This window comes from Arthrobacter sp. Ms25 (assembly GCF_059090365.1).
Window position 1 is genome coordinate 35,048 of the sequence record NZ_JBNHFP010000005.1, and the last position, 19,017, is coordinate 54,064.

Annotated in this window: 27 protein-coding genes; 11 read left to right on the plus strand and 16 right to left on the minus strand. The window is 64.0% G+C overall.

The genetic code is table 11. From position 1 onward, the window contains the following. Positions 1-29 precede the first annotated feature (29 nt). Positions 30-329 carry a hypothetical protein gene (locus AC5RT8_RS14680; protein ID WP_494096453.1) on the minus strand — a complete coding sequence of 100 codons (300 nt, stop codon included), beginning with the start codon at positions 327-329 and terminating at the stop codon, positions 30-32. Between the two features lie 237 nt (positions 330-566). On the opposite strand from AC5RT8_RS14680, the gene AC5RT8_RS14685 reads away from it, so the two are divergent. After that, on the plus strand, positions 567-1,340 hold the full coding sequence (locus tag AC5RT8_RS14685; protein WP_494096454.1) for an EAL domain-containing protein: 774 nt from the start codon (positions 567-569) through the stop codon (positions 1,338-1,340). Then, positions 1,337-1,900 (plus strand): GrpB family protein, encoded by a 564-nt coding sequence (locus AC5RT8_RS14690; RefSeq protein WP_494096455.1) that lies wholly within the window; start codon positions 1,337-1,339, stop codon positions 1,898-1,900. The genes AC5RT8_RS14685 and AC5RT8_RS14690 overlap by 4 nt, the downstream gene beginning before the upstream one ends. A 6-nt stretch (positions 1,901-1,906) precedes the next feature. On the opposite strand, the gene AC5RT8_RS14695 is transcribed toward AC5RT8_RS14690, so the two are convergent. From AC5RT8_RS14695 to AC5RT8_RS14705, 3 genes are read right to left on the minus strand one after another with little or no spacing between them, the layout of a single operon-like run. Beyond that, positions 1,907-2,674, minus strand: coding sequence for an SCO1664 family protein (locus AC5RT8_RS14695; RefSeq protein ID WP_494096456.1), 768 nt, complete (start codon positions 2,672-2,674; stop codon positions 1,907-1,909). Then, positions 2,674-3,234 carry a DUF3090 domain-containing protein gene (locus AC5RT8_RS14700; RefSeq protein WP_494096457.1) on the minus strand — a complete coding sequence of 187 codons (561 nt, stop codon included), beginning with the start codon at positions 3,232-3,234 and terminating at the stop codon, positions 2,674-2,676. Before AC5RT8_RS14700 ends, AC5RT8_RS14695 begins: the two co-directional genes overlap by 1 nt. Positions 3,235-3,243: 9 nt before the next feature. Continuing rightward, positions 3,244-3,951, minus strand: coding sequence for a histidine phosphatase family protein (locus tag AC5RT8_RS14705; protein ID WP_494096458.1), 708 nt, complete (start codon positions 3,949-3,951; stop codon positions 3,244-3,246). A gap of 86 nt (positions 3,952-4,037) precedes the next feature. Here AC5RT8_RS14705 and AC5RT8_RS14710 point away from each other — a divergent pair, with 86 nt between their 5' ends. Continuing rightward, positions 4,038-4,520 (plus strand): GNAT family N-acetyltransferase, encoded by a 483-nt coding sequence (locus AC5RT8_RS14710; RefSeq protein WP_494096459.1) that lies wholly within the window; start codon positions 4,038-4,040, stop codon positions 4,518-4,520. Between the two features lie 152 nt (positions 4,521-4,672). On the opposite strand, the gene AC5RT8_RS14715 is transcribed toward AC5RT8_RS14710, so the two are convergent. Then, the gene (locus AC5RT8_RS14715; protein WP_494096460.1) at positions 4,673-5,257 is read right to left on the minus strand and encodes a TetR/AcrR family transcriptional regulator; all 585 of its coding nucleotides are present in this window, start codon (positions 5,255-5,257) and stop codon (positions 4,673-4,675) included. Positions 5,258-5,504: 247 nt separating this feature from the next. On the opposite strand from AC5RT8_RS14715, the gene AC5RT8_RS14720 reads away from it, so the two are divergent. Further along, complete coding sequence (locus AC5RT8_RS14720; RefSeq protein WP_494096461.1) at positions 5,505-6,245, plus strand: SDR family oxidoreductase; 741 nt, start codon at positions 5,505-5,507, stop codon at positions 6,243-6,245. Positions 6,246-6,417: 172 nt separating this feature from the next. Here AC5RT8_RS14720 and AC5RT8_RS14725 read toward each other — a convergent pair whose 3' ends face one another. The 3 genes from AC5RT8_RS14725 to AC5RT8_RS14735 all read right to left on the minus strand — a co-directional run bounded on the left by AC5RT8_RS14725 (position 6,418) and on the right by AC5RT8_RS14735 (position 8,678). Continuing rightward, positions 6,418-7,284 carry an alpha/beta hydrolase family protein gene (locus tag AC5RT8_RS14725; protein ID WP_494096462.1) on the minus strand — a complete coding sequence of 289 codons (867 nt, stop codon included), beginning with the start codon at positions 7,282-7,284 and terminating at the stop codon, positions 6,418-6,420. Between the two features lie 224 nt (positions 7,285-7,508). After that, positions 7,509-8,150 carry an NAD(P)H-binding protein gene (locus AC5RT8_RS14730; protein ID WP_494096463.1) on the minus strand — a complete coding sequence of 214 codons (642 nt, stop codon included), beginning with the start codon at positions 8,148-8,150 and terminating at the stop codon, positions 7,509-7,511. A gap of 93 nt (positions 8,151-8,243) precedes the next feature. Beyond that, on the minus strand, positions 8,244-8,678 hold the full coding sequence (locus AC5RT8_RS14735; RefSeq protein ID WP_494096464.1) for a nuclear transport factor 2 family protein: 435 nt from the start codon (positions 8,676-8,678) through the stop codon (positions 8,244-8,246). A gap of 264 nt (positions 8,679-8,942) precedes the next feature. Here AC5RT8_RS14735 and AC5RT8_RS14740 point away from each other — a divergent pair, with 264 nt between their 5' ends. Next, positions 8,943-9,542: a TetR/AcrR family transcriptional regulator gene (locus tag AC5RT8_RS14740; RefSeq protein WP_494096465.1), complete on the plus strand. Its 600-nt coding sequence runs from the start codon at positions 8,943-8,945 to the stop codon at positions 9,540-9,542. 119 nt (positions 9,543-9,661) lie between these two features. On the opposite strand, the gene AC5RT8_RS14745 is transcribed toward AC5RT8_RS14740, so the two are convergent. Continuing rightward, positions 9,662-10,498, minus strand: a complete 837-nt coding sequence (locus AC5RT8_RS14745) for a CE1 family esterase (protein WP_494096466.1) — start codon at positions 10,496-10,498, stop codon at positions 9,662-9,664. Positions 10,499-10,527: 29 nt separating this feature from the next. Between AC5RT8_RS14745 and AC5RT8_RS14750 the strand changes: the two genes are divergently transcribed. Further along, on the plus strand, positions 10,528-10,995 hold the full coding sequence (locus tag AC5RT8_RS14750; protein ID WP_494096467.1) for a MerR family transcriptional regulator: 468 nt from the start codon (positions 10,528-10,530) through the stop codon (positions 10,993-10,995). 69 nt (positions 10,996-11,064) lie between these two features. Here the strand turns inward: AC5RT8_RS14750 and AC5RT8_RS14755 are convergent, their stop codons facing one another. Then, positions 11,065-11,574: a CGNR zinc finger domain-containing protein gene (locus tag AC5RT8_RS14755; RefSeq protein ID WP_494096468.1), complete on the minus strand. Its 510-nt coding sequence runs from the start codon at positions 11,572-11,574 to the stop codon at positions 11,065-11,067. A 93-nt stretch (positions 11,575-11,667) separates the two neighbouring features. Here AC5RT8_RS14755 and AC5RT8_RS14760 point away from each other — a divergent pair, with 93 nt between their 5' ends. Beyond that, positions 11,668-12,528, plus strand: coding sequence for an alpha/beta fold hydrolase (locus AC5RT8_RS14760; protein ID WP_494096469.1), 861 nt, complete (start codon positions 11,668-11,670; stop codon positions 12,526-12,528). Positions 12,529-12,611: 83 nt separating this feature from the next. On the opposite strand, the gene AC5RT8_RS14765 is transcribed toward AC5RT8_RS14760, so the two are convergent. Both AC5RT8_RS14765 and AC5RT8_RS14770 read right to left on the minus strand, forming a co-directional pair. Further along, positions 12,612-13,649, minus strand: a complete 1,038-nt coding sequence (locus AC5RT8_RS14765) for a CU044_5270 family protein (protein WP_494096470.1) — start codon at positions 13,647-13,649, stop codon at positions 12,612-12,614. Continuing rightward, the gene (locus tag AC5RT8_RS14770) at positions 13,637-14,218 is read right to left on the minus strand and encodes an RNA polymerase sigma factor (RefSeq protein ID WP_494096471.1); all 582 of its coding nucleotides are present in this window, start codon (positions 14,216-14,218) and stop codon (positions 13,637-13,639) included. Before AC5RT8_RS14770 ends, AC5RT8_RS14765 begins: the two co-directional genes overlap by 13 nt. A 90-nt stretch (positions 14,219-14,308) precedes the next feature. Here AC5RT8_RS14770 and AC5RT8_RS14775 point away from each other — a divergent pair, with 90 nt between their 5' ends. Beyond that, positions 14,309-14,803: a GrpB family protein gene (locus AC5RT8_RS14775; protein ID WP_494096472.1), complete on the plus strand. Its 495-nt coding sequence runs from the start codon at positions 14,309-14,311 to the stop codon at positions 14,801-14,803. A gap of 10 nt (positions 14,804-14,813) precedes the next feature. On the opposite strand, the gene AC5RT8_RS14780 is transcribed toward AC5RT8_RS14775, so the two are convergent. Next, on the minus strand, positions 14,814-15,146 hold the full coding sequence (locus AC5RT8_RS14780; protein WP_494096473.1) for a hypothetical protein: 333 nt from the start codon (positions 15,144-15,146) through the stop codon (positions 14,814-14,816). Positions 15,147-15,229: 83 nt separating this feature from the next. Between AC5RT8_RS14780 and AC5RT8_RS14785 the strand changes: the two genes are divergently transcribed. Then, entirely contained in the window at positions 15,230-15,460 is a 231-nt protein-coding gene (locus tag AC5RT8_RS14785) for a hypothetical protein (RefSeq protein WP_494096474.1), read from the plus strand. A 39-nt stretch (positions 15,461-15,499) separates the two neighbouring features. Here AC5RT8_RS14785 and AC5RT8_RS14790 read toward each other — a convergent pair whose 3' ends face one another. Together AC5RT8_RS14790 and AC5RT8_RS14795 are read right to left on the minus strand one after the other, a co-directional pair. Next, positions 15,500-16,339, minus strand: a complete 840-nt coding sequence (locus tag AC5RT8_RS14790; protein ID WP_494096475.1) for a MerR family transcriptional regulator — start codon at positions 16,337-16,339, stop codon at positions 15,500-15,502. Between the two features lie 163 nt (positions 16,340-16,502). Further along, positions 16,503-17,468, minus strand: a complete 966-nt coding sequence (locus AC5RT8_RS14795; RefSeq protein WP_494096476.1) for an aldo/keto reductase — start codon at positions 17,466-17,468, stop codon at positions 16,503-16,505. Between the two features lie 122 nt (positions 17,469-17,590). Between AC5RT8_RS14795 and AC5RT8_RS14800 the strand changes: the two genes are divergently transcribed. Continuing rightward, a complete protein-coding gene (locus AC5RT8_RS14800; protein WP_494096477.1) occupies positions 17,591-17,932 on the plus strand; it encodes a hypothetical protein in 342 nt (113 codons plus the stop codon). A gap of 50 nt (positions 17,933-17,982) precedes the next feature. Beyond that, positions 17,983-18,438, plus strand: a complete 456-nt coding sequence (locus AC5RT8_RS14805; protein WP_494096478.1) for a hypothetical protein — start codon at positions 17,983-17,985, stop codon at positions 18,436-18,438. Here the strand turns inward: AC5RT8_RS14805 and AC5RT8_RS14810 are convergent. Beyond that, complete coding sequence (locus tag AC5RT8_RS14810; protein ID WP_494096479.1) at positions 18,378-18,965, minus strand: DUF3060 domain-containing protein; 588 nt, start codon at positions 18,963-18,965, stop codon at positions 18,378-18,380. The two genes, AC5RT8_RS14805 and AC5RT8_RS14810, sit on opposite strands and share 61 nt — an antisense overlap. Positions 18,966-19,017: the final 52 nt, after the last annotated feature.

Here is a 19,017-nt window from a genome sequence, read left to right on the forward strand (position 1 = left end):
GACGCCCCGGAAATGATCCCCGGTCCGGATCAGTACGCGTCGGAGGCCGGCGCGTTGGCTTCGTCGCTTGCCAGCGCATGGCGGATCACCAGGGAAGCCGTGATCAGCGCGATCGAGAGCAGCACGCAGGACGCCAGCACCGTAAGATGGGTCAGCGACACCAGCACGGCAACGGGTGCCGACTCCCAGGGGAGCTGAAGGAAGTGGGCGCTGTCACCGATACCGAAGTTCGCGTTGATGAACGGACCCAGCGCGAGCAGGACAACGGCCGCAAGGCCAAGCCGCATCCCGAATCTCATGGTTGAACTGGCCAATGCCGGACCGGACATATCGTTCCTCCTGGATGACGTTCGCGGTGAAGACGGTTAGCCGGTGGTTCCGTACGGTTCGCAGCGGGTCTGGAGTTCAGCGGGGGCCGCGGTCCATTCCAGTGGTGTCACCCTAACCGCAGACCGCGCATCCCGCCACGGAACCCATCCCGCCACGAAATCGGCGCGCACCTCACCGGCTGCCTGGCTCCGCTGCCCGTAGACTGCTGGGAACTTACTTCCTCAGGGGGACACCGCATGGCATGCGCCGGCTGCAGCACAGGTTCACGGCTCGACTTCGAGTTCAGCATGGCGTTCCAGCCGATTTACGACGCCGACGCCGGCCGCGTCTGGGGGTATGAGGCACTGGTCCGCGGCGTGGCGGGCGAAAGCGCATTCGAGGTGCTCTCAAAGGTCTCGCCCGAACAGAGATACCGCTTCGACCAGGACTGCCGGGTCAAGGCCGTGGAGCTGGCAGCGCGGCTGTTTCCGGCCGGCGAGGAGCTGATGCTGTCCATCAACTTCATGCCGAAGGCCGTGTACGAACCGGCCGCCTGCCTGCGTGCCACCCTGCAGGCCGCGAAACGGTACAACTTCCCGACGTCGTCCATCATGTTCGAATTCACCGAAAACGAAGAGGTTGCCGATACCGCGCATCTGACAAACATCATTACCGAATACCGTAAGCACGGCTTCACCACCGCCGTGGATGATTTCGGTGCCGGACATGCGGGGCTGGGCCTGCTGGTCGATTTCCAGCCGGACCTGATCAAAATCGACATGCAGCTCATCCGCGGCATCGACACCAGCCCGGTCCGCCGGGCCGTCCTGACCGGAATCATCGGCATCGCCAAGGACCTGGGCATCACCCTGCTGGCCGAAGGCATCGAAACCGAGGCAGAGTTCCTCACCCTTAAAACTGCCGGCATCCGCCTGTTCCAGGGGTACTGGTTCGCCAAACCGGCCTTCGAGGCGCTTCCGCCGGTACAGCTCGACGCCGTTCCCGACGTCGTCGAACGCGTCTCGCAATGAAAAACCGAAAACCGCGCCGCCCGGACGTGACGGCGCTGGAACTGATCGGCGGACCCGAGCGGGTAGAGGTAAGCCTGCAGAGCTACGACGACCGGTGGCCGGAGATTTATCGAACGCACCGCCGTCGGATCGAGTCCGCGCTCGCGCCAATCCGCGTGGAGATCGAGCACATCGGCTCGACGTCGGTTCCGGGGCTGGCGGCAAAGCCGATCATCGACATTGTGGTTGCCGTGGAGGACATCACCGCCGAAGAGGACTACCTCGATCCGCTGATCGCCGCCGGCTACGAGCTGCGGGTGCGCGAACCGGGACATCGTCTCGTGCGCACACCGGCGCGTGACGTGCACGTGCACCTGTATGAGCGAGGTGACCCCGCCGTGGATGAATACCTCCTGCTGCGCGACCACCTGCGGGCCAACGCGGATGACCGCACCCTTTATGAGGCGACCAAGAGAGCTCTGCTCAGCGGCCAATGGAATGACATGAACGATTACGCCGACGCTAAAACCGACGTCATCCTGGCGATCAAGGCACGGGCAAGGGCAGCTCGTTTGGCATAGGTGTCTCTAGAACAACGGCCAGGGAACCGCCGGCATCCCGCCGCTCGGAGCCGGAAACACCCCGGCTGAACGCAGCCGGGTGCAGCGCGCGGCAAACGCCTCGATTTCCTCGGCGGTGAGCAGTTTTGCCAGCTGGGAGCCGAGCTCGCCTTCGAGCCCCGCGAGCACCCGGTCGATGCCGGCAAGTTCCTCGGCGCTCAGCTCTTCCCCGATCCAGCCCCACAGCACGGTGCGCAGCTTGTGCTCCTGGTGGAAGGTCAGGCCGTGGTCCACGCCGTACCGGTGTCCGCCGGGCAGAGCCAGGACGTGGTCGCCCTTGCGGTCGGCGTTGTTGACCAGGACATCGAACACGGCCATGCGCCGCATCGCCGCAGTGTCCTCGTGGATCAGTGAGACGATCCGGCCGGCGTCGTCCTGCCCCTGCAGGACCTCTTTCCATCCGGTCTCCGGCACGTCCTCCTCCGGGACCAGGTCGACGGCGGCCTGCTCCGGGTCGGTCTCCTGCCAGAGCTGGACCATGCCCTCACCGAACTGTCCGTCCCGCAGCCAGGTGCGCGGCACAATGTTCCAGCCCAGCGCTTCGGACACCAGATAGGCGGCGACTTCGCGGTGGGCCAGGCACCCGTCGGGAAAGTCCCAGAGCGGTTTCTCGCCGGCGATCGGCTTGTAGACCACGGCGGCGTCGCCGATGCTGCCCAGGAAGGTGGCGTTCGACGCCGTCGTCAGGCGGCCGGTGAGCGTCAGTTCGTCGGTGCCCAGGTCCGGGACCGGCATCAGGACTCGGGGAAGGTGCAGGTGTGCCCGTCGGCGTCGATCGGCTGGCCGCAGATCACGCAGATCGGACGGCCTGCGCCGACCACTTCCCGGGTGCGCTTGGCGAAGGCCCGGGCCGTGCCGACGGGCATCCGCACCCGCAGCACCTCTTCGGCGTCGTCAGCATCGTCGTCGTCATCCTCGAGGAAGCCGTCGTCGTCCTCATCCACCTCGTCGAGGGGGTAGGCCTCGATGACGATCTGCGCCGTCGTCGGGTCCCAGCCCAGGCTCATCACGCCGGCGCGGAACTGTTCCTCCACGGCGTCGAGGTCGTCATTGTCCACGAGCTCGATGGGCGTGCTCGCGGGAACGTGGAAGGGGTTGCCGTCGACGGTCATCAGCTGGTCGAGGATCTCGTCGATCTTCTCGGCAAGCTGGGCGGACTGCAGCTTCTCCAGGGCGATACTGACAATCTGCTTCCCGGTCCGGGCCTGCAGATAGAACGTGCGCTGGCCCGGGACGCCGACGGTGCCGACGATGACGCGGTCCGGCCAGTCGAACTCATGAACGGTTGTAGGCATGGAACTACTCTAGGCTCCTTGGGCCGGAGGCGCCGTATGTCCTGCGCCACCGCCCACCTGCGCGTCCTCGGACGGAGCATGCACTGCCAGCCAGGACAGGTCCCCGGCGTCGGTGTTGGTGGCCATGACGGTGGGCCGTCCCGCTCCGTAGTGCACGATCGACACGGAGGCCGGACCCACATGGATGCGCTGGAACATATCCAGGTGCATGCCGAGCGCGTCGGCGAGGACGGACTTGATGATGTCCCCGTGGCTCACCGCCGCCCAGACGGCGCCGGACCCGTGCTCGGCCTCGAACGCGGCGTCGTGCCGCCGGATCGCGGCCACCGAGCGGGCCTGCATCGCGGCCATGGACTCGCCGCCGGGGAAGGTGACGGCGGAGGGCTGGGACTGCACGGTCTTCCACAGGTCCTCCTTCGCGAGGTCCTCGAGCGTGCGGTTCTGCCAGGAGCCGTAATCGCACTCGCTGAGGCCGTCGTCCACCGGGGTGTGCGGGGCGCCGGTCTGGCGGTCCAGGATGAACTGCGCGGTCTGCCGGCAGCGCTCGAGCGGACTGGAGACCACGCCCACCAGGGGTACGACGGCGAGCCGGGCGCCGGTCGCGGCGGCCTGGTCGCGGCCCACCTGGTCGAGTTCGACGCCGGGGGTGCGGCCTGCCAGCAGCCCGGAGGCGTTAGCTGTGGTGCGGCCGTGCCGCACGAGGATTACTGTTGCCATCCCCCCAGCCTAGTCACCTGCCCGACGGCGGCGCGCGGCCTGCAGCGGAGCCGGATGTCCCCCGTTGGGGCATAGGCTCGGGGACCATGTACCTACGCGCCGCCGCTCAAGCAGACTCTTCGTTTCTCACCGACGCCCTTCTGCTGGCATTCAACTGGTCGAGTGAGCAAACATTTACGAAGGAGCAGATCCTTGGTTCTCCCGACATCAGCCACTACGTGTCGGGGTGGATGCGCGGGCAAGATTTCGGGTTCATTGCTGAAACCGATCAGGGCGAACCTGCGGGGGCCGTCTGGGCGCGTCTCCTGGGCGAGGATGACCCCGGCTACGGGTTTGTGTCCCCCTCCATTCCCGAGCTGACCATGGGAGTACTCCCCGAACACCGCGGAAGCGGCGTCGGTACCGCATTGATGGCAGCCGTAATCGAGGAAGCCCGAAAGCTCGGCTTCGCCGCGCTGAGCCTGAGCGTGGAGGACCACAATCCGGCCGTACGCCTGTACGAGCGGGCCGGCTTCGGCAAAATTGACCGGTCCGGGAACTCGGACACAATGCTGCTGCAGCTGAACTGAGCCGCAAACGGCTTATCCGACGCCGTGGGATAGCTTGTGGACTCTGAAACACCCCGCTCATTGGAAGATTCCGGCAACTTTGTGCCGATTAGGAACGTGTTGCCGTTAGGGCACCCCTGGTGAAAGAAGGGGTCGACTAAGTGACGTCGCGGCTAGCGACCGGATGTGGAGAACGCACGGCGCACTGTCTCTATGAGCGCACTTTTCCGACGTGCGTGCACGGTTCCGGGCTCATCCGTGCTGGCTGCGATAAGCGGGCTGGCCGGGGACCATGCCATCGACATGGCCGTCACGATTGAGAGGATGTCCTCGGCATCGAGCCCGGGGTCGATGTTGCCGGCTCTCTGGCCTTCCCGGATGGCGTCGGTCTTTTCCCGGTTGTGGTCATTGCCGTCGTTGTACAGGTCACCGACGGGGTGACGTTCAAGGCGTGCCCAGGTGGTGAGACGGACGACTTCGGGGTGGGCGAGGTATGCGTCGTATAACTCGGCGGCGTAGCCCGAGAGGTCGTCCCCGCGAAGGGGGACGGAGTTGATCATCCAGCCGATGTGCTCGGCGTAGACCGCGTCGAAGAGAGCGTCCTTGTTGCCGAAGTAGCTATACATCTGGGCCTTATTGGAGTTTGCCGCGGCAGCGATCCGGTCAACCCGGGCCCCGGCGATACCGTACTGGGCGAACTCCACGGAGGCGGCGTCGAGGATGCGCCGCATCGTGGCTTCGCCCTTGGCCGTCGTCATCCCACCAGCGTACCTACTAACTAGTTCGTTTGACGAGGTGGACCCTCAGAGGTGCCGTACTACCAACTAGTTAGTATTTTTGAGAATGAACGCTATGAAGACTGTTCCAAGTGCCGGCGCGTGCAGTGGGTTCGGCCGCCTGGCCTCCCTGCGTCGCCGGCCCCAGCGTGTCGAGGGCTGGATAACGGGAAGCCCCCCTCATGGAAATCGTCTTCACCGACATCCCCACAACAACGGAGAACTTCGCATGACAACGAACACAACCACCCGCACTGCTATCGTTACCGGCGCATCCAGCGGCATTGGCCGCGCGACTGCGACCGCCCTGGCAACCGCCGGCTTCAATGTCGTCGCAGTCGCTCGCCGCAGAGAACAGCTCGACAGCCTCACCATCGATTCGGCCGCCATTACCGCCCTACCCCTAGACCTGGCTACGGATGGAGCCGCAGCGCAGGTGGTTGAGCACACCCTCGCTGCTTTCGGCCGCATCGACGTTCTCGTCAACGCTGCCGGCTACGGTGCGAATGTTCCCTCGGAGAGCGTCGCGCCGGCCGGCTGGGATCGAATGTTTGCGATCAACGTCAATGCGGTAGCGCACCTCACTTCCGCTGCACTCCCTCACCTGATTGCTTCAGCCAGCGATAACCGCGTCGCTGACGTAATCACTATCTCTTCGACGGCCGGGCTTTCCGCCGAGCCCGGCGCTGCCGCCTACAGTGGTTCGAAATTCGCGGTCCGGGGTCTAATGGAGGCTTGGCGTAAAGAATATGCCAGCCGCGATGTCCGGTTCTGCACCATCTACCCGGGTGCCGTCGCCACCGAGTTCGGCAACGATCAACAGTTCATCCGAGACTGGTACGCCACGATGAAGACCCAAGGCGCCGTCGCCCACCCCGACGACGTCGCACACGCCGTGCTCTTCGCAGCTACCCAGCCCGCCTACGCGTCCGTCTCCGAACTCACGCTGCGGCCGACCCGGCAGGTTTGAGACCTGACCTGAGGCTGACATGGGGACGGCGACGGCGGTGGACATGATGCAGGTCGCCCCGTTCATGCACGAGTAGTCCTCACCCGGTTCTGGAAGTCCCCGCTTTGGTTGATCAGCCTGTTGCGTCAAGGCCCAGAGGCCGCCATGTGCTCCTCGACCACAATAAGGTGCGTCATCGCTTCGATTCCAACCGCGCCGTGGCCGTGCCATCACCGCCGAGGGTGTGCACGGCTTCTGTCCAGGTGGACTCTTTGATGCCGAGGGCGTGGCGGAGGAACGCCACAACGACACTGCGGAGAAGGATCACGCGGGCGGGGTCCTCGTCGGTGGTCTCCCTGACGTCGTACCCGGGAATGCCGCCGAGAGAGTGCTCGCCGCCGAGGAGAGTGAGGAGGTGCTTCTCACCGGGACTGTCCGTATAGGGGTCAGCCGACCAATCAGGGCCACGGGTGGTTAGGGGCGAATCATCGTGATCGCCGAGTGCAATGAGCGCCGGCGTCGTCATATGGTCGAACGTGGGGTTCATGAAAGGGAAGTGCTCCGCTGCGAACGGAGACAGGTCAGCTCCCCGACCCGCGGTCGCCATCAGCACGCCCGCGGTGACCCGGGGATCCCGCAGGTCCTCGAGAGTGCCCGTCTCCGGGTCAATCACGCGAAGACCGAGCAGAATTCCGGTGGTCTGACCGCCGAAGGAGTGCCCTGCCGCAGCGATCTTCGAGGTATCCACCCGGTCGGGAAGGCCGGGGATCGTCTCGAGCACCTGGTCGAGGTGGTCGAGGATCGTGACCGCGTCGGCTGCGCGCTGACGCCAGATGCCCTGCCTTCGGGGTGTGTCTTCAGCCAGGCCAGTGCTGCGGGAGTCTAAGTAGGTTGGCTGGAGCACGACGAAGCCCTGCGAGGCCCAGTAATCAGTCAGCGGTCCGTAGCCCGAGAGGGATTCGCCGTATCCGTGTGAGAACAGGAGCACGGGCAGGTTGTCGCCGATGATGGGGGCCGACAGCCGGAGCATCAAATCGGTGTCACGTCCGGGACTGTCCACAGTGATCGGTTTAACCGAGACGATAGGGGTGTCGGCCGCGGTGAGGTGGGTCGTGAGGGTCAAGGGGGCGGGTTCCTTCCTGTGCTCCGGCCAGCGCCGACGCCGGACGGTTAGTTAAGGTCGATGTGGTTCGTGAAGAGATGCATGGCGCAGGTGACGCGGAGCTGCGTCAGAATGACCAATATCCGATGCTCATTGGGTGCCTGTCAGGCCCCGCGTTCCGGTTAACCAGAGCGTAGGGCGCGGGAAATAGCGTCGGATATCGGTTCAGCGCCTTCGACGACCTCCCACGAACGGCCCGCTGTATCGTCGCGGAAGAGCATTGTGGTGATCACCTCGGCCACGTCGTCCCGCGCAACCGCTCCGATCGCAAGGGACCCGGTGGGCGCGAGCTCGACGCGGCCATGTCCTGGTGAGTTGAGCAGTTCCCCCGGTTGCAGGATCGTCCACTGCATGGGTGAAGTGCGAAGGCGGTGCTCTGAATCCTCTTTGGCTCCGAAGTACGTGTCCCAAAACCCACCGTGAAGCTCGGCAGGACGATCACGACCGACACCCATACCCGTGAGCAGGACGTATCGACTTACCCCAGCACGCTCCGCCGCCTCGATGGTCCGGATTGCGCCGTCCCGGTCGACGCGAACGGAATCGCCGCCTGCGGCGAAGACCACCGCGTCGACTCCCTCGAGCACACCTTGAAGCTGGTCCGCCGTAGCAGTGGCCAGGTCGATCTGAGCGCTGCGCAGACGCTGCCGCTGCGGTGTGTCCCGCCGGCCGATGCCAAGGACATCATGCCCCTTCGTCAGAAGTTGTTCGACCACCCGCCGGCCTGTCTGCCCGGACGCCCCGAACACGGCAACTGTACTCATGGTGATGCATCCTCCCAGGTTGGTATATATCCGTCGGCGTATCGGCCGCCGAATGCTCTATCCGGGGGATTGCGCGCCCCCGTTGCCGCAGCTCTAGTCCCACAACAGGCGGCCGGTATCTTCGGTGAGGAAGTCGGGGTCTGCGTAGATGTGCAGTCTCGCGATAAGTTCCCCGGTGAACTCGAAGACGTTGCAGTAACGGCCTTCGCTGCGTGTATGTGCGGGCCAGGGGCGACCGTCTGCGGATTCCCCTGACTCCAGGCCTTCCACCACCAACCGGTTGCCTTCGATCGTGAAGACCATGCTGTCGAAGTCGTGCTTGAAGAAGTTCTGGCTTTGCAGCAGTCCGCCCGCGAGTTCGGCGAACTGCTCCGGTCCCCGGGCGGTGCCGTACTTGAAGAAGAACACTCGTGCGTCGTCGGTGAACATCTCAGGCAGCGAGCCCTCCTCTCCGTCGACCAGGCGGAAGTACTGGTGGGCGAGTTCGATCATCCGTGCCCGCGTTGGGGGCGCGATATCAGTTTTCATGAGGGTGAGCATAGGGGTTCTTGGTTGAATGATCAATAACCCTGCGGTGCAGACCTGTCAGTGGATCGCCTGTGCGTCAAGACTGCCGCCGTGGAGCTCGGAGACCCGATCGCCTTCACCCTGAGGAGAGGAAATGATCAATGGACGGTCCGGGGTTCGTCCCCAGGCGCGGTGCCGATGCGCCCCTGCGTTTACGCCGCTGGCCCCGTGTCCTGTGAACCCGAAGTTATTGGTCGAAGCATCAGAAACCGGTAAAGTGCGCACATGGCACGACCACGGAAATTCGATGAGGCAGCAGTTGTCGAGGCTGCCAGGCAGCAGTTCTGGCAGCACGGTTATGAGGGCACCAGTATGGCGGACCTGTGTGCTGCGACCGGAGTGGCATCCCAGAGCCTGTATGGGGCATTCGGCAGCAAGCATGAGCTGTTCATCCGTACTTTGGAGGATTACTGCACCTGGCGGCTCGACAGTCTGGAGACGGCTGAGCAGGCCGCCGATGGCCCATGGGCGTGGCTGATGGCGGTGGTCGTGTTCAATGACGGCGGACGCCTTGGACTCGGTCACAATGGCTGCTACCTGTCCGGCTCGGCGGTCGCATTGGCTCGGCTCGACGAGGAGGTGCATCAGACGTCGCAACGTACCTACGGCCGGATTCTCGATATCTTCGCGACGGCGCTGCGACGTGCCGCGGCGCTCGGTGAGCTGCGGCAAGGAGTTGACGTCGAAAGCGTGGCACTTGCTTTGCTGACCGCGATGCAGGGCATCGAGTTCCTGGCAAAGTCCGGCCTGCCCGCCGACCAGTTCACACAAGCCAAGGCAGCCACCGTTGCTGCCCTCACCAGAGCCTATGGGGCCGAAGGATGAACAGGCTGACCGTGATTGCCTGTTCCTAGCCCCCATCCAGGTTCTGAAGTGTGAACCCCTCGTCGACCCTGATGTGCGGTCGATGAATGTTCGCTTGAATGTGCGTTGTTCTCCACTGGCTAGGCAGCCAGCAGCCGCTTGACCTCCTCAGCCATGGACGCCCCGCGAGCCGTGCGGCCGAGCAGAAAGGGCGCCCGTGTCGGTCCGGGCACGGTGTGTCCGCCGCCAGCTACGGTCAGCAGGCTGACCGGCGCACGGCCGGGTCCGCCGTAGTCGAGCCGCTCGACGTCGTTCTTTGACCGCCGTGTGGGTTCAGCGGTTATGCCATTGCGCTGGGCAAAATACGCCGCGGTCTCCGGCGCGGAAAGCGTGCTGCCGCCGACCTTGAACATGCGGCGCATGAATCGGCTCATGGTGCCGCCGGAATAGGGGGCGATCCGGTCCCTGGTGCCGTGCGCAAGCACGAGAGGGACCGGGACAACAGGTGCCTGCTGTATGTCGGTCCGGAAGCTGCCGGGCGCCGGCAATGTAGCCGCGACCACGGCCGCACCGGCGAGCAGATGGGGTACCTCATGCAGAAGCCTCAGCACCATCTGGCCGCCGTTGGAGTAGCCGACCGCTACGACCCGCGCCCGATCCACACCCCACTCGGTCCCGAGGCGGTCGATAACTGCCCTGACGAAGGCGACGTCGTCGATGCCTTCAACGCGGGCCGGAAAGGACGACTGCTCGCGGGCGTCGTTCCAGTTTCCCTTGTAGCCGTCGAGGTAGGCGACAACCGTCCGGCCTCCGGCCGCCAGTTCGTCGTACATCATGCCGGTAAACCGGCGGTGCGTCGCAGCGTCCTGTTTGGAACCATGCAAAACGAGCAGCAGCGACCGTCCTGGCCGCCCTCCTCGCTCGCCCACCACGGTGAAGGTCCTTTGTCGGCCCGCGGCCTCTATTGTCTCGCTCATGTGGGCAACCTATAGTTTGACATCGTGTCATGGTCAAGGTCGAGGGGAGGCGCGTTGTGAACATCGGCGAGCTGAGCGCGCGCAGCGGCGTCAGTCCGCGTTCGCTTCGCTATTACGAGCAGCAGGGGCTGGTGACGCCGGAGCGGGCCGCCAACGGCTACCGCCACTACGCCGAGAGCCACGTGGCCGTGGTTCAAATGATCCGGGCCATGTACGAGATTGGTTTTCCGCGCGAGGCGGTGAGCGCGGTGCTGCCGTGCGCTACCGGAAAGCCTGACGAGGTCGACGCGCTCGCGGTACGCACCCGCGTCGAGTCGATGTGCGACGAGCTGGGTGCCCGAATCGATGACCTGACCCGCACCCGCGCCTTGCTGGTCGGCTTCCTTGAGGACACCGCGTCGACGAGTTGCCGCCCAGAGGACGCCGCAGCATGGACAACATCAGATGAACGCAGCGCGGGATCACCCCGACGATCTGGTAAAGCCCGCCGGCTCTGACCTGCCTCGCATCAACCTGCCTCGCATCAAGGCAAGACGTACTTCGTCGCGTGTCAGCTGTTCTTATACTCAGGCGTCGATGGTTCTGGCTTGCCGCGATGCATAGGCGCGCGCTTTCATTTTGTTGCCGCAGGTATTCATGGAGCACCATTTGGCGGTTCCAGGGCGGCTGCGATCGATCAGGAACAGATTGCATTCATCGTTCGCGCAGGCGCGCAACCGGCCGGGTACGTCATGCAGAATCCTGGACCATGCCATCACAATGCGGACCGGGAGCTGTCTGTCAGGGTCAGCCCTCAACTCCCACTGGATCCCACTAGTCGAAACCTGCGGGGCCAAGACTGCGCCCTCGAGAACTTCCATCAGACGGTCAGCCGAGTGCGCGGCGCCTCGAATCACGTCCTGCAGCGTGTCGCGGACCCGTCGAATCTGCTCGCACTCATCAGGTGAGCCCGTACCGCCGAACTGCTTCGTGAACTCCGCCTTCCCGGACTGGCTGGCCAATGCATCCGAGGGCCGTCCTGCAATCACCGGGGCGCTGTTCAACACCGCCATCAGCAGATCCTCGTCCTCGATCATGTAAACCCTCTTCTGTAACACCTCTAGCGGCACGCCAAGACTTTCATGCTACGGTCTCACTCACCAGTAAAACAACTTTTAGGGGTTAGCGCCATGGCTGCTGTTCACCACCGCACAATCACCGTCAACGGACTAGAGGTCTTCTACCGCGAAGCCGGCCCTGATGACGCACCCGTTCTCCTCCTTTTGCACGGTTACCCGACGAGTTCGCATATGTTCCGCCACCTCATCCCGGCCCTTGCGGACACCTATCGTGTCATCGCTCCGGATCACATCGGCTTCGGCAGGTCCTCGGCTCCCTCCGTCGAGGAATTTACGTACACATTCGCCGCACTGGCGGAGGTCACGGCGGCATTCCTTGAAGCCATCAATGTTCACACCTATACCGTCTATACACAGGACTACGGCGCCCCCATCGCATGGCGCCTCGCTCTGGCGAACCCGGGCGCGGTCAATGGCGTCATCTCGCAGAACGGCAACGCCTACGAGGAAGGTTTCGTCCCTGACTTCTGGGCGCCCATCTGGGCGTACCACGTTGAACCGTCCCTCGAGAATGAACAGGCACTGCGTCCCGCCCTGGGCCGCGCCGCCGTGGAATGGCAGTACACCCACGGCGTACCCGACCCGACCACCGTCGACCCCGATGCCTGGGAGCATGATCTGGCACTGCTGAACCGACCCGGTATGGATCAGGCGCAGCTGGCACTCTTCAGTGACTACCAGACCAACAGAGACCTTTACCCGACCGTCCACAAGTGGCTACGGACCTCTAACGTGCCCGTTCTGGCCATCTGGGGTAAGAACGACGAGATTTTCGGGCCGGAGGGGGCACACGCTTTTCTGCGCGATGCGCCGCATGCCCGCATAGAACTCCTCGACGGCGGCCATTTTCTCCTCGAATCTCACCTCGACGAGGTCGCCACATCGATCCGCCGCTGGAGAGCGAGCTTCTAACCCTCGGTCACACTAAGCGGCGAGGATTGGGAGACCGCGTCCGGAAGTACTGATACTCCGGTGTGGGTACACCGGGTGATGTCCTACGGGGCAGAATCCACAACGGAAGTGCGCACCGACCGCCACGTCTCCACGGTGCCGGCCGGGACGCCGTCGTAATCCTCCAACAGCACCACCTGTTCGCCGATCACCAGGCCCGAGTCCGGATCAATGACCAGATCGCTGCGCGCTATTCCGGTGGGGCTGGTGATACCGATGCCGACCCCCGTCATGCCGTCCACGGTGACGGGGGCATCGGCGACGGTGACACTGGGAATCAGTGCTGCTGTCCGATAGAAGGCGGCACGCAGATCCGCCGGGACGGCGCCGGTGCGCAATGCCTCGACAATCGCCTCGAAGGCCTTGATATCCGGATCTTTACGGTCTTTGGTCCATTCGTAGATCAGGTCCCTCAGTTTTCCCGGGTCCCGGGGCAAGCTGCTCATGTCTGAAAGGGGCGCACCGAGAATTGTGTACCCGCTGGCGAAATCCCCTCCGGGCGCGCGGATCACTCCTACCAATTCGGCGTAGCTCCTGGGATCGACGGTCGGTCGGAGGCGATGGGCTTCCTTGACTACCTCCGGTGCCGAGTCAACCGGCACCCGGTCTTCCCGGTTCCACACCCATTCCCCCTCAATGTCCGACGGAATATAGAGCTGGCCGCCGGTAGTGACATCCCAGGAGAGTGTTTGGCCGTTATCAACAAAGGTGTTGGTGAACTGTTCCCTGGTTTCAATCTTCAGGTACTGTCCGGGAAGCACCACAGGATCGGACGTCCGGATGGCAGCTTCAGCTGCATCATCGAGCACCTCCGCGGCTTCCGCGCTTGCTCGTCCGCGCTCGGGCAGCACGACGTCGGCCGTCACCATTACCCCGGCGAGGAAGGCTGCGGCGGCCGCCATCAGTGCGATGCGGCTGCGCGCCTTCCCGCGGCTGGGCCGGGTACGCGGATTTTCCGCAGCGGGCGCGGCTGGCAGCGCTCCGATGCCGGCCATGACCTTACGGCGGTGGCGGTCCAGCATTGCGGGCAGCGGGTCAGCAGTGTTGCCGCGCATTTCCCGGAGCAGTGTCATCTCGTCCATGCTTCTTCTCCTATGTCTTCACTCCGGGGAGGATCGAGCTCGGTGCGCAGAGTGCGGCGGGCCCGGTTCAAACGGGAACGGACCGTGCCAACGGGCACATCCATTGCTGCGGCGATGCCCTCGTAGGTCAGGTCACCCCACGCGTAGAGCAACAGGGTGTCGCGGTCGATCGCCGGCATGGACTTCAGGGCCAGGGCGATGCGTCCGGTGGCCGCCAGTGCGTCCGTTTCGGCGGCCACCCGGTCCGCTTCATCAGCCACCGAGTCCCGCAGTGCCGACTTGGCGGCGGCCTTCAACATCCGGGCTTCGGACCGATGGTGCCGGCGAAGCAGGTTGGTGACGATACCGAACAGCCAGGGCCGGGCATCGTCATAGTTCAGGTCATAGGTGTCCAGCCGCTCCCACGCCACCAGGAAGGTTTCGGCTATGACGTCGTCCGCAGCAAATTCTCCCGCCCGCCGGACGGCATACCGGTACAGGACCGCGGCATGCCTGTCATACAGTTCCCCAAATACCGCCGGGTTATCCCGTGCGAGGCGAATGATGTCGCCATCCGTGTCTGTGCTCACACTATGTATTGCCCGGAAACGGATTTAGGGTTCACGGGCCTTTCCTCTCGGCCGAGATTATTGGAGCGTACACGTGGAATGATGCTCGCCATGAGCATTGGACAGCGGGTGGTTCTGGTTCCCAGCAGGTACGCGGAATGGAAAGCTGCTTTCACAGATATGGCAGACATCATTCACGGACACGTGGGGGTCTCCAAGATTGAACACATCGGCTCGACGGCGGTCCCCGATCTTCCTGCGAAAGACGTGGTTGACCTCCTCATCGGGGTCGAGGCCGGCCGAGTCCTCGAAGTGGCACGGCAACTCGCCGCCGAAGGGTTCGATCATGAGGGCGGGCATCCGAATCACTGCTGGCTTAGCTTCCCGTCCCGTTCCGAACGGAAATACGTACTGCATGTCGTTGAGCTTGACGGCGCGGCGTGGCGAAGGCGTATCGCCTTCCGCGACCTGCTGCGACGTGACGGAGCGGCGCGTGCCAGGTACCTGGAAGTGAAGGTGTCAGCAGCCCGAGGCGCGCAGGGCTGGGACGACTACACCCGCTCCAAGGACGCCGTGGTGGCAGGGCTGCTGGCTGACATATCTTAGGCAGGCGTAGCTAGTACCGGAATCTGTCCAGCGCATCCACCCGCAACAACGGCAGCGCGGCAGCCCCGGCCAGCAGGGCCCACACGATGAGCAGCGGAACGGTGCCGACGACGGCGGCAGCGGCACCGCCCACGAGGGCGGCGACTGGCATGATGCCGAGCGTGATGGTGCGCTGTGCTGAGCCGACAGTGGCCAGTTCCTCCCGCCCGACAGTCCTGGGCAGCACTTCCGCGCCGGCCACGGCCGAAACCGAGACGAGGAAACCCCACCCTAGGGATTGGATTGAAAGCCAGAGGAGTTCGTGTCCGGGAAGCCACGGGCACACGGCCGCGGTGACCACCACGGGAAAGGATAAGAGTGCTGCACCGGTCCGCAGGGATCTAAGGCCCAGCTTTAGGTGCGGAGGCCAACAAGACCATCCTCGGGGTGGACCACAAGGCGACCGAAGCAATCCTCGCGGACTCGGGCGTTCCCTACGCGCTCCTGCGTAACGGCTACTACTTCGAGAACTGGACCGATCAGCTCCAGGGAACTCTCGCCCAGGGTGCTCTCGTGGCTAGCGCCGGCAACGGCCGGGTCAACGCCGCCACGCGCCGCGGGCGGTCGCCGCCGCTTAGCGCGTGCGTCACGTTTCAGGCTGCGCTGGGCGGTGAATAGTCGCGCAGCGCGGCCCGAAACGCCACGGCCGTGCCTTACCTAGGAAGCGGGTGACTCCTGGGCGGCGAGTTCTTGGACCAATTCCATGCAACGCAGCCGGGCAGGGGAGTGGTCGTAGGGCATCAATCCAATGGCCTCGAGAGGGATTACGCGCATTTCCTCTCTGTCAGCGCCATGGCAGGCATCGTTATCACCTTCGTCGGTGGTGGCGGGGTGCAATGCCTCCCAGGAGTTGAAGAGCGCTTCATTGCTCTGCGCCACGCCGGAGTCCTCGATGACGGCGTCCAGCACCAGTTCGAAGGCATGCCGGTTGGCAGCCGCCTGTGCCACGCGGGGGTCGTCGACGGCGACCGTATCGTTGAGTGCCTCTTCGGCGGCATCAACGCTGTCGGATTCTTCCCGCAGACCCGGGTGGGTGGCCAGGGCGATGTAACGGCCGGCATTGACGGCTGCACCGAGCGGGCCGAAGATCCGCTCGATGACGAGCAGGTTGTCCAGGTCCGCCTGGCGCAGTGAACCCTCCGGTAGGCCCTTGAGACGGCCGGTGACGAAGTCGGAGAGCAGCTCCGTCCTGCCATCCGGAGTACGCAGGCGCTGCGCGACGGCGTCGTCGTGGTCGCTCACCACACCGGCGGGAGCCGTGTCAGCAAGGGCGTCATGGATGTCACCCAGCGTGATGCCGGCGTCGGCCATCTTATGGATCCACAGCAGCCGGATCATGTCCTCGTAGCCGTATCGGGGGCTGTCATCACTGCCCCGTTCGGGCTCGGGGAGCAGGCCAGTCTCGTGGTAGTGACGGATCACCTGCGCTGTGGTGCCGACGAAGGATGCCGCGTCACCGATGTTGACCTGCCGCGGCGGAGTAAGGGACGAATGCATGAACGGTGAGCCTTCCTTATCGGGGCAGGACGTGAGCCCCTCTGCAGTGCTTCGAATGATGAGAACAGCTTCGCCGGAACTGTCACCGCTGCCGGGAGACCCTGAAGTACCCGGCCCGCTGCCAGATCCGCGGCAATACCCTCTGCGAGGTGCCGCAGTCAGCTCAGTCCCACTGCACGCCTTCGCTGTTGCGGGCACCGTAGGGGCCGTCACCGATAGCTGCCTCGATGGCCGCAAGGTCATCGGCGGTTAGCGTCAGCTCGGTTGCCGCCAGGTTTTCAGCGACGCGCTCGGGGCTGCGGCTTCCGGGGATCGGCACGATGGAGTCCCCTTGCGCAAGCAGCCACGCGAGGGCGAGCTGCGAGATGGACGCACCCTTGCTCTCAGCGACCGCGGTGAGCTTCTGCACGATCTCGTAGTTCTTCTCGAAGTTCTCGGGCTGCCACCAGGGAAGGTTGTCAGCAGAGTTGCGGCTGTCGGTGCTGTCGTATTCGGAAGGCTTCTTCAGTCCACCGGTCAGGAGGCCGCGCGCGAGCGGCGAGTAGGGGACGAAGCCGATGCCCAGTTCCTTGAGGACCGGGAACAGGGTTTCGGCTTCGCGGGTAAAGAGGGAGTACTCGCTCTGCACAACAGAGACCGGCTGCACGGCGTGGGCGCGGCGGATAGTGTTCGGACCGGCCTCACTCAGGCCGAAGTACTTCACCTTGCCGGCGTCGATGAACTCCTTCACGACGGCGGCGACTTCTTCGATGGGTACGTTCGGGTCAACGCGGTGCTGGTAAACGACGTCGATGTAGTCGACGCCGAGGTAGTTGAGGCTGTTGTTGATGACCTCGCGGACGTGCTCGGGACGACTGTCGAATCCGTACTCGCGGGTGAGACCGAACTTAGTGGCGATCACGATCTCATCGCGGAAGTCCTTAACCGCCCGGCCGAGGAACTTCTCACCCTCGCCCCAGCCGTAGAGCTCGGCGGTGTCGAAGAACGTGACACCGAGCTCGTGTGCTTTCCTGATCGCCGACGTCGCCTCGTCCTGGTCGGTGGGGCCGTAGGCCATCACGAGTCCCATTGAGCCGTAGCCGATCTCGGAGACGCTCAGGCCCTGCTGGCCGAGTGTGCGCTTTTTCATCGGGTGTCCTTTCTCTGAACGAACAGCACGATACGCCAACCCCTGGCGGACGTGATCGGGAATCGCGAATCGCGGTGCGGCCATCGGCACGCACCGCCTACTGGATGTCTACCGTGTAGAGCATGCGCGTTTCCGAGACTGTCCATGCCGAAAACCGATACACCCTCGAGGCGCCGGTTTATCGCGTCAACTTCTGGGAACAAGCATCACCGCCGCGCGGCTGGATGCTCGATGCGTATATCGTGAGCGAAGCCGAGGACCTGACGGAGGTGTACCGGTGGATAGAAGAAAACGCTCGTGGGCGCCGATTTGAGCTCTTCGTTGAGACGCAGGAGGAGCCTCTGGAGTCTTTCGCCGTCCCGGGGAAGAGTGACCTTATCCGGCTGCTCGGCAAGAACCCCAATGCTGGAGAATCTGTCCATATCGCCACTTTCGTCCCCAATTCAGGAGACGGGCGTGAGTGACGAAGGGAGCTAGGAAGAATGATGGCAGTTTCCCGCCAGGAGGCAGAGTCATGAAGAGGTTCTACGTTGCGTCGAGCTTCAGCAATATCCCCAATGTGAGGTATGTCGTGCAGGCCTTGGAACGCAAGGGCTATACCTGCACGTACGACTGGACGCAGCACGCATCGGCGCGCGATGCGAAGCCGGTCACCGTCGCTGACCTGCGTGCCATCGGACAGCAGGAAAAAGATGCAGTACTAAGTGCCGACGTCGTGGTGATCCTGCTTCCGGGCGGGAAGAGCACGCATGTTGAGCTTGGTATGGCAATCGCTCAAGGTAAGCGGACGATCCTGCATTCGCCGGACGACGTCGTCAACAACCTCGAGACCGCCAGCACGTTCTACCACCTACCCGAGCTGGAGAAGTGCTACGGACCACTGGATAACCTCGTCGATATGGTCGTTGGTCACCGTGCCGAGACGGAGTTCGTACCCTCGTTTTCGATTACGGGATCCCCGGAAGTGTAGGTGACGCTGTTGTTCTCGCCTTCGATGTCGATGTCCCCGGTCACCTCGACGCCGGCAGTGTTGGCGGTGCCGTCGACGTCGACTTCGGGCACATTCCGGAGGGTGGCACTGTTGTTGTTTCCCTCAATGTCGAGGCTTTCCGCGTCCTCGCCGTTGACGGAGTTGTCATTGCCGTGGATGTCGATGTCTTCACACTGGCCGGTTGTCCGCACGCTGGTGCCATTGGTCTCGATTTCGACGTCCCCGCCACCGGAGCAGGTAATGCTGACACTGGTGTTCGCTTCCGTGATTCTGTGTTCCTGACCCCGGCTGAGCGAGATCGACGCTCCGGAGGCGTCCGTTGCTGCTGATGCGCTTGGATCCGTCGGGGAGGCCGTGGCCGTGCTGTCCGGCGTGCCGGCGCTGGTCGCCGATGGCGTGCCGGTTTCCTCGGGTGTCGGCGCCGGGTCTGCGGTGCATCCGGCAATTAGTGCCAGTCCCGCGACGGCGGTGAGCACGGGTGCGGTGATGCGGAAATTGCGGTACATGCGGGGTTCTCCTCAGCTAGGCGGGGCTGGGTGTTGTGTGTCCTGCCCCGGA

Excerpts from the sequence above, each read along its gene's own strand:
- AC5RT8_RS14755 (WP_494096468.1), bottom strand. The coding sequence starts at position 11,574 with ATGATCGAGGACGAGGATCTGCTGATGGCGGTGTTGAACAGCGCCCCG.
- AC5RT8_RS14790 (WP_494096475.1), bottom strand. The coding sequence starts at position 16,339 with ATGCATTCGTCCCTTACTCCGCCGCGGCAGGTCAACATCGGTGACGCG.
- AC5RT8_RS14690 (WP_494096455.1), top strand. The coding sequence starts at position 1,337 with ATGAAAAACCGAAAACCGCGCCGCCCGGACGTGACGGCGCTGGAACTG.
- AC5RT8_RS14810 (WP_494096479.1), bottom strand. The coding sequence starts at position 18,965 with ATGTACCGCAATTTCCGCATCACCGCACCCGTGCTCACCGCCGTCGCG.
- AC5RT8_RS14680 (WP_494096453.1), bottom strand. The coding sequence starts at position 329 with ATGTCCGGTCCGGCATTGGCCAGTTCAACCATGAGATTCGGGATGCGG.
- AC5RT8_RS14760 (WP_494096469.1), top strand. The coding sequence starts at position 11,668 with ATGGCTGCTGTTCACCACCGCACAATCACCGTCAACGGACTAGAGGTC.
- AC5RT8_RS14700 (WP_494096457.1), bottom strand. The coding sequence starts at position 3,234 with ATGCCTACAACCGTTCATGAGTTCGACTGGCCGGACCGCGTCATCGTC.
- AC5RT8_RS14730 (WP_494096463.1), bottom strand. The coding sequence starts at position 8,150 with ATGAGTACAGTTGCCGTGTTCGGGGCGTCCGGGCAGACAGGCCGGCGG.
- AC5RT8_RS14745 (WP_494096466.1), bottom strand. The coding sequence starts at position 10,498 with ATGAGCGAGACAATAGAGGCCGCGGGCCGACAAAGGACCTTCACCGTG.
- AC5RT8_RS14715 (WP_494096460.1), bottom strand. The coding sequence starts at position 5,257 with ATGACGACGGCCAAGGGCGAAGCCACGATGCGGCGCATCCTCGACGCC.
- AC5RT8_RS14705 (WP_494096458.1), bottom strand. The coding sequence starts at position 3,951 with ATGGCAACAGTAATCCTCGTGCGGCACGGCCGCACCACAGCTAACGCC.
- AC5RT8_RS14740 (WP_494096465.1), top strand. The coding sequence starts at position 8,943 with ATGGCACGACCACGGAAATTCGATGAGGCAGCAGTTGTCGAGGCTGCC.
- AC5RT8_RS14765 (WP_494096470.1), bottom strand. The coding sequence starts at position 13,649 with ATGGACGAGATGACACTGCTCCGGGAAATGCGCGGCAACACTGCTGAC.
- AC5RT8_RS14775 (WP_494096472.1), top strand. The coding sequence starts at position 14,309 with ATGAGCATTGGACAGCGGGTGGTTCTGGTTCCCAGCAGGTACGCGGAA.
- AC5RT8_RS14800 (WP_494096477.1), top strand. The coding sequence starts at position 17,591 with ATGCGCGTTTCCGAGACTGTCCATGCCGAAAACCGATACACCCTCGAG.
- AC5RT8_RS14795 (WP_494096476.1), bottom strand. The coding sequence starts at position 17,468 with ATGAAAAAGCGCACACTCGGCCAGCAGGGCCTGAGCGTCTCCGAGATC.
- AC5RT8_RS14685 (WP_494096454.1), top strand. The coding sequence starts at position 567 with ATGGCATGCGCCGGCTGCAGCACAGGTTCACGGCTCGACTTCGAGTTC.
- AC5RT8_RS14720 (WP_494096461.1), top strand. The coding sequence starts at position 5,505 with ATGACAACGAACACAACCACCCGCACTGCTATCGTTACCGGCGCATCC.
- AC5RT8_RS14735 (WP_494096464.1), bottom strand. The coding sequence starts at position 8,678 with ATGAAAACTGATATCGCGCCCCCAACGCGGGCACGGATGATCGAACTC.
- AC5RT8_RS14805 (WP_494096478.1), top strand. The coding sequence starts at position 17,983 with ATGAAGAGGTTCTACGTTGCGTCGAGCTTCAGCAATATCCCCAATGTG.
- AC5RT8_RS14695 (WP_494096456.1), bottom strand. The coding sequence starts at position 2,674 with ATGCCGGTCCCGGACCTGGGCACCGACGAACTGACGCTCACCGGCCGC.
- AC5RT8_RS14750 (WP_494096467.1), top strand. The coding sequence starts at position 10,528 with ATGGTCAAGGTCGAGGGGAGGCGCGTTGTGAACATCGGCGAGCTGAGC.
- AC5RT8_RS14710 (WP_494096459.1), top strand. The coding sequence starts at position 4,038 with ATGTACCTACGCGCCGCCGCTCAAGCAGACTCTTCGTTTCTCACCGAC.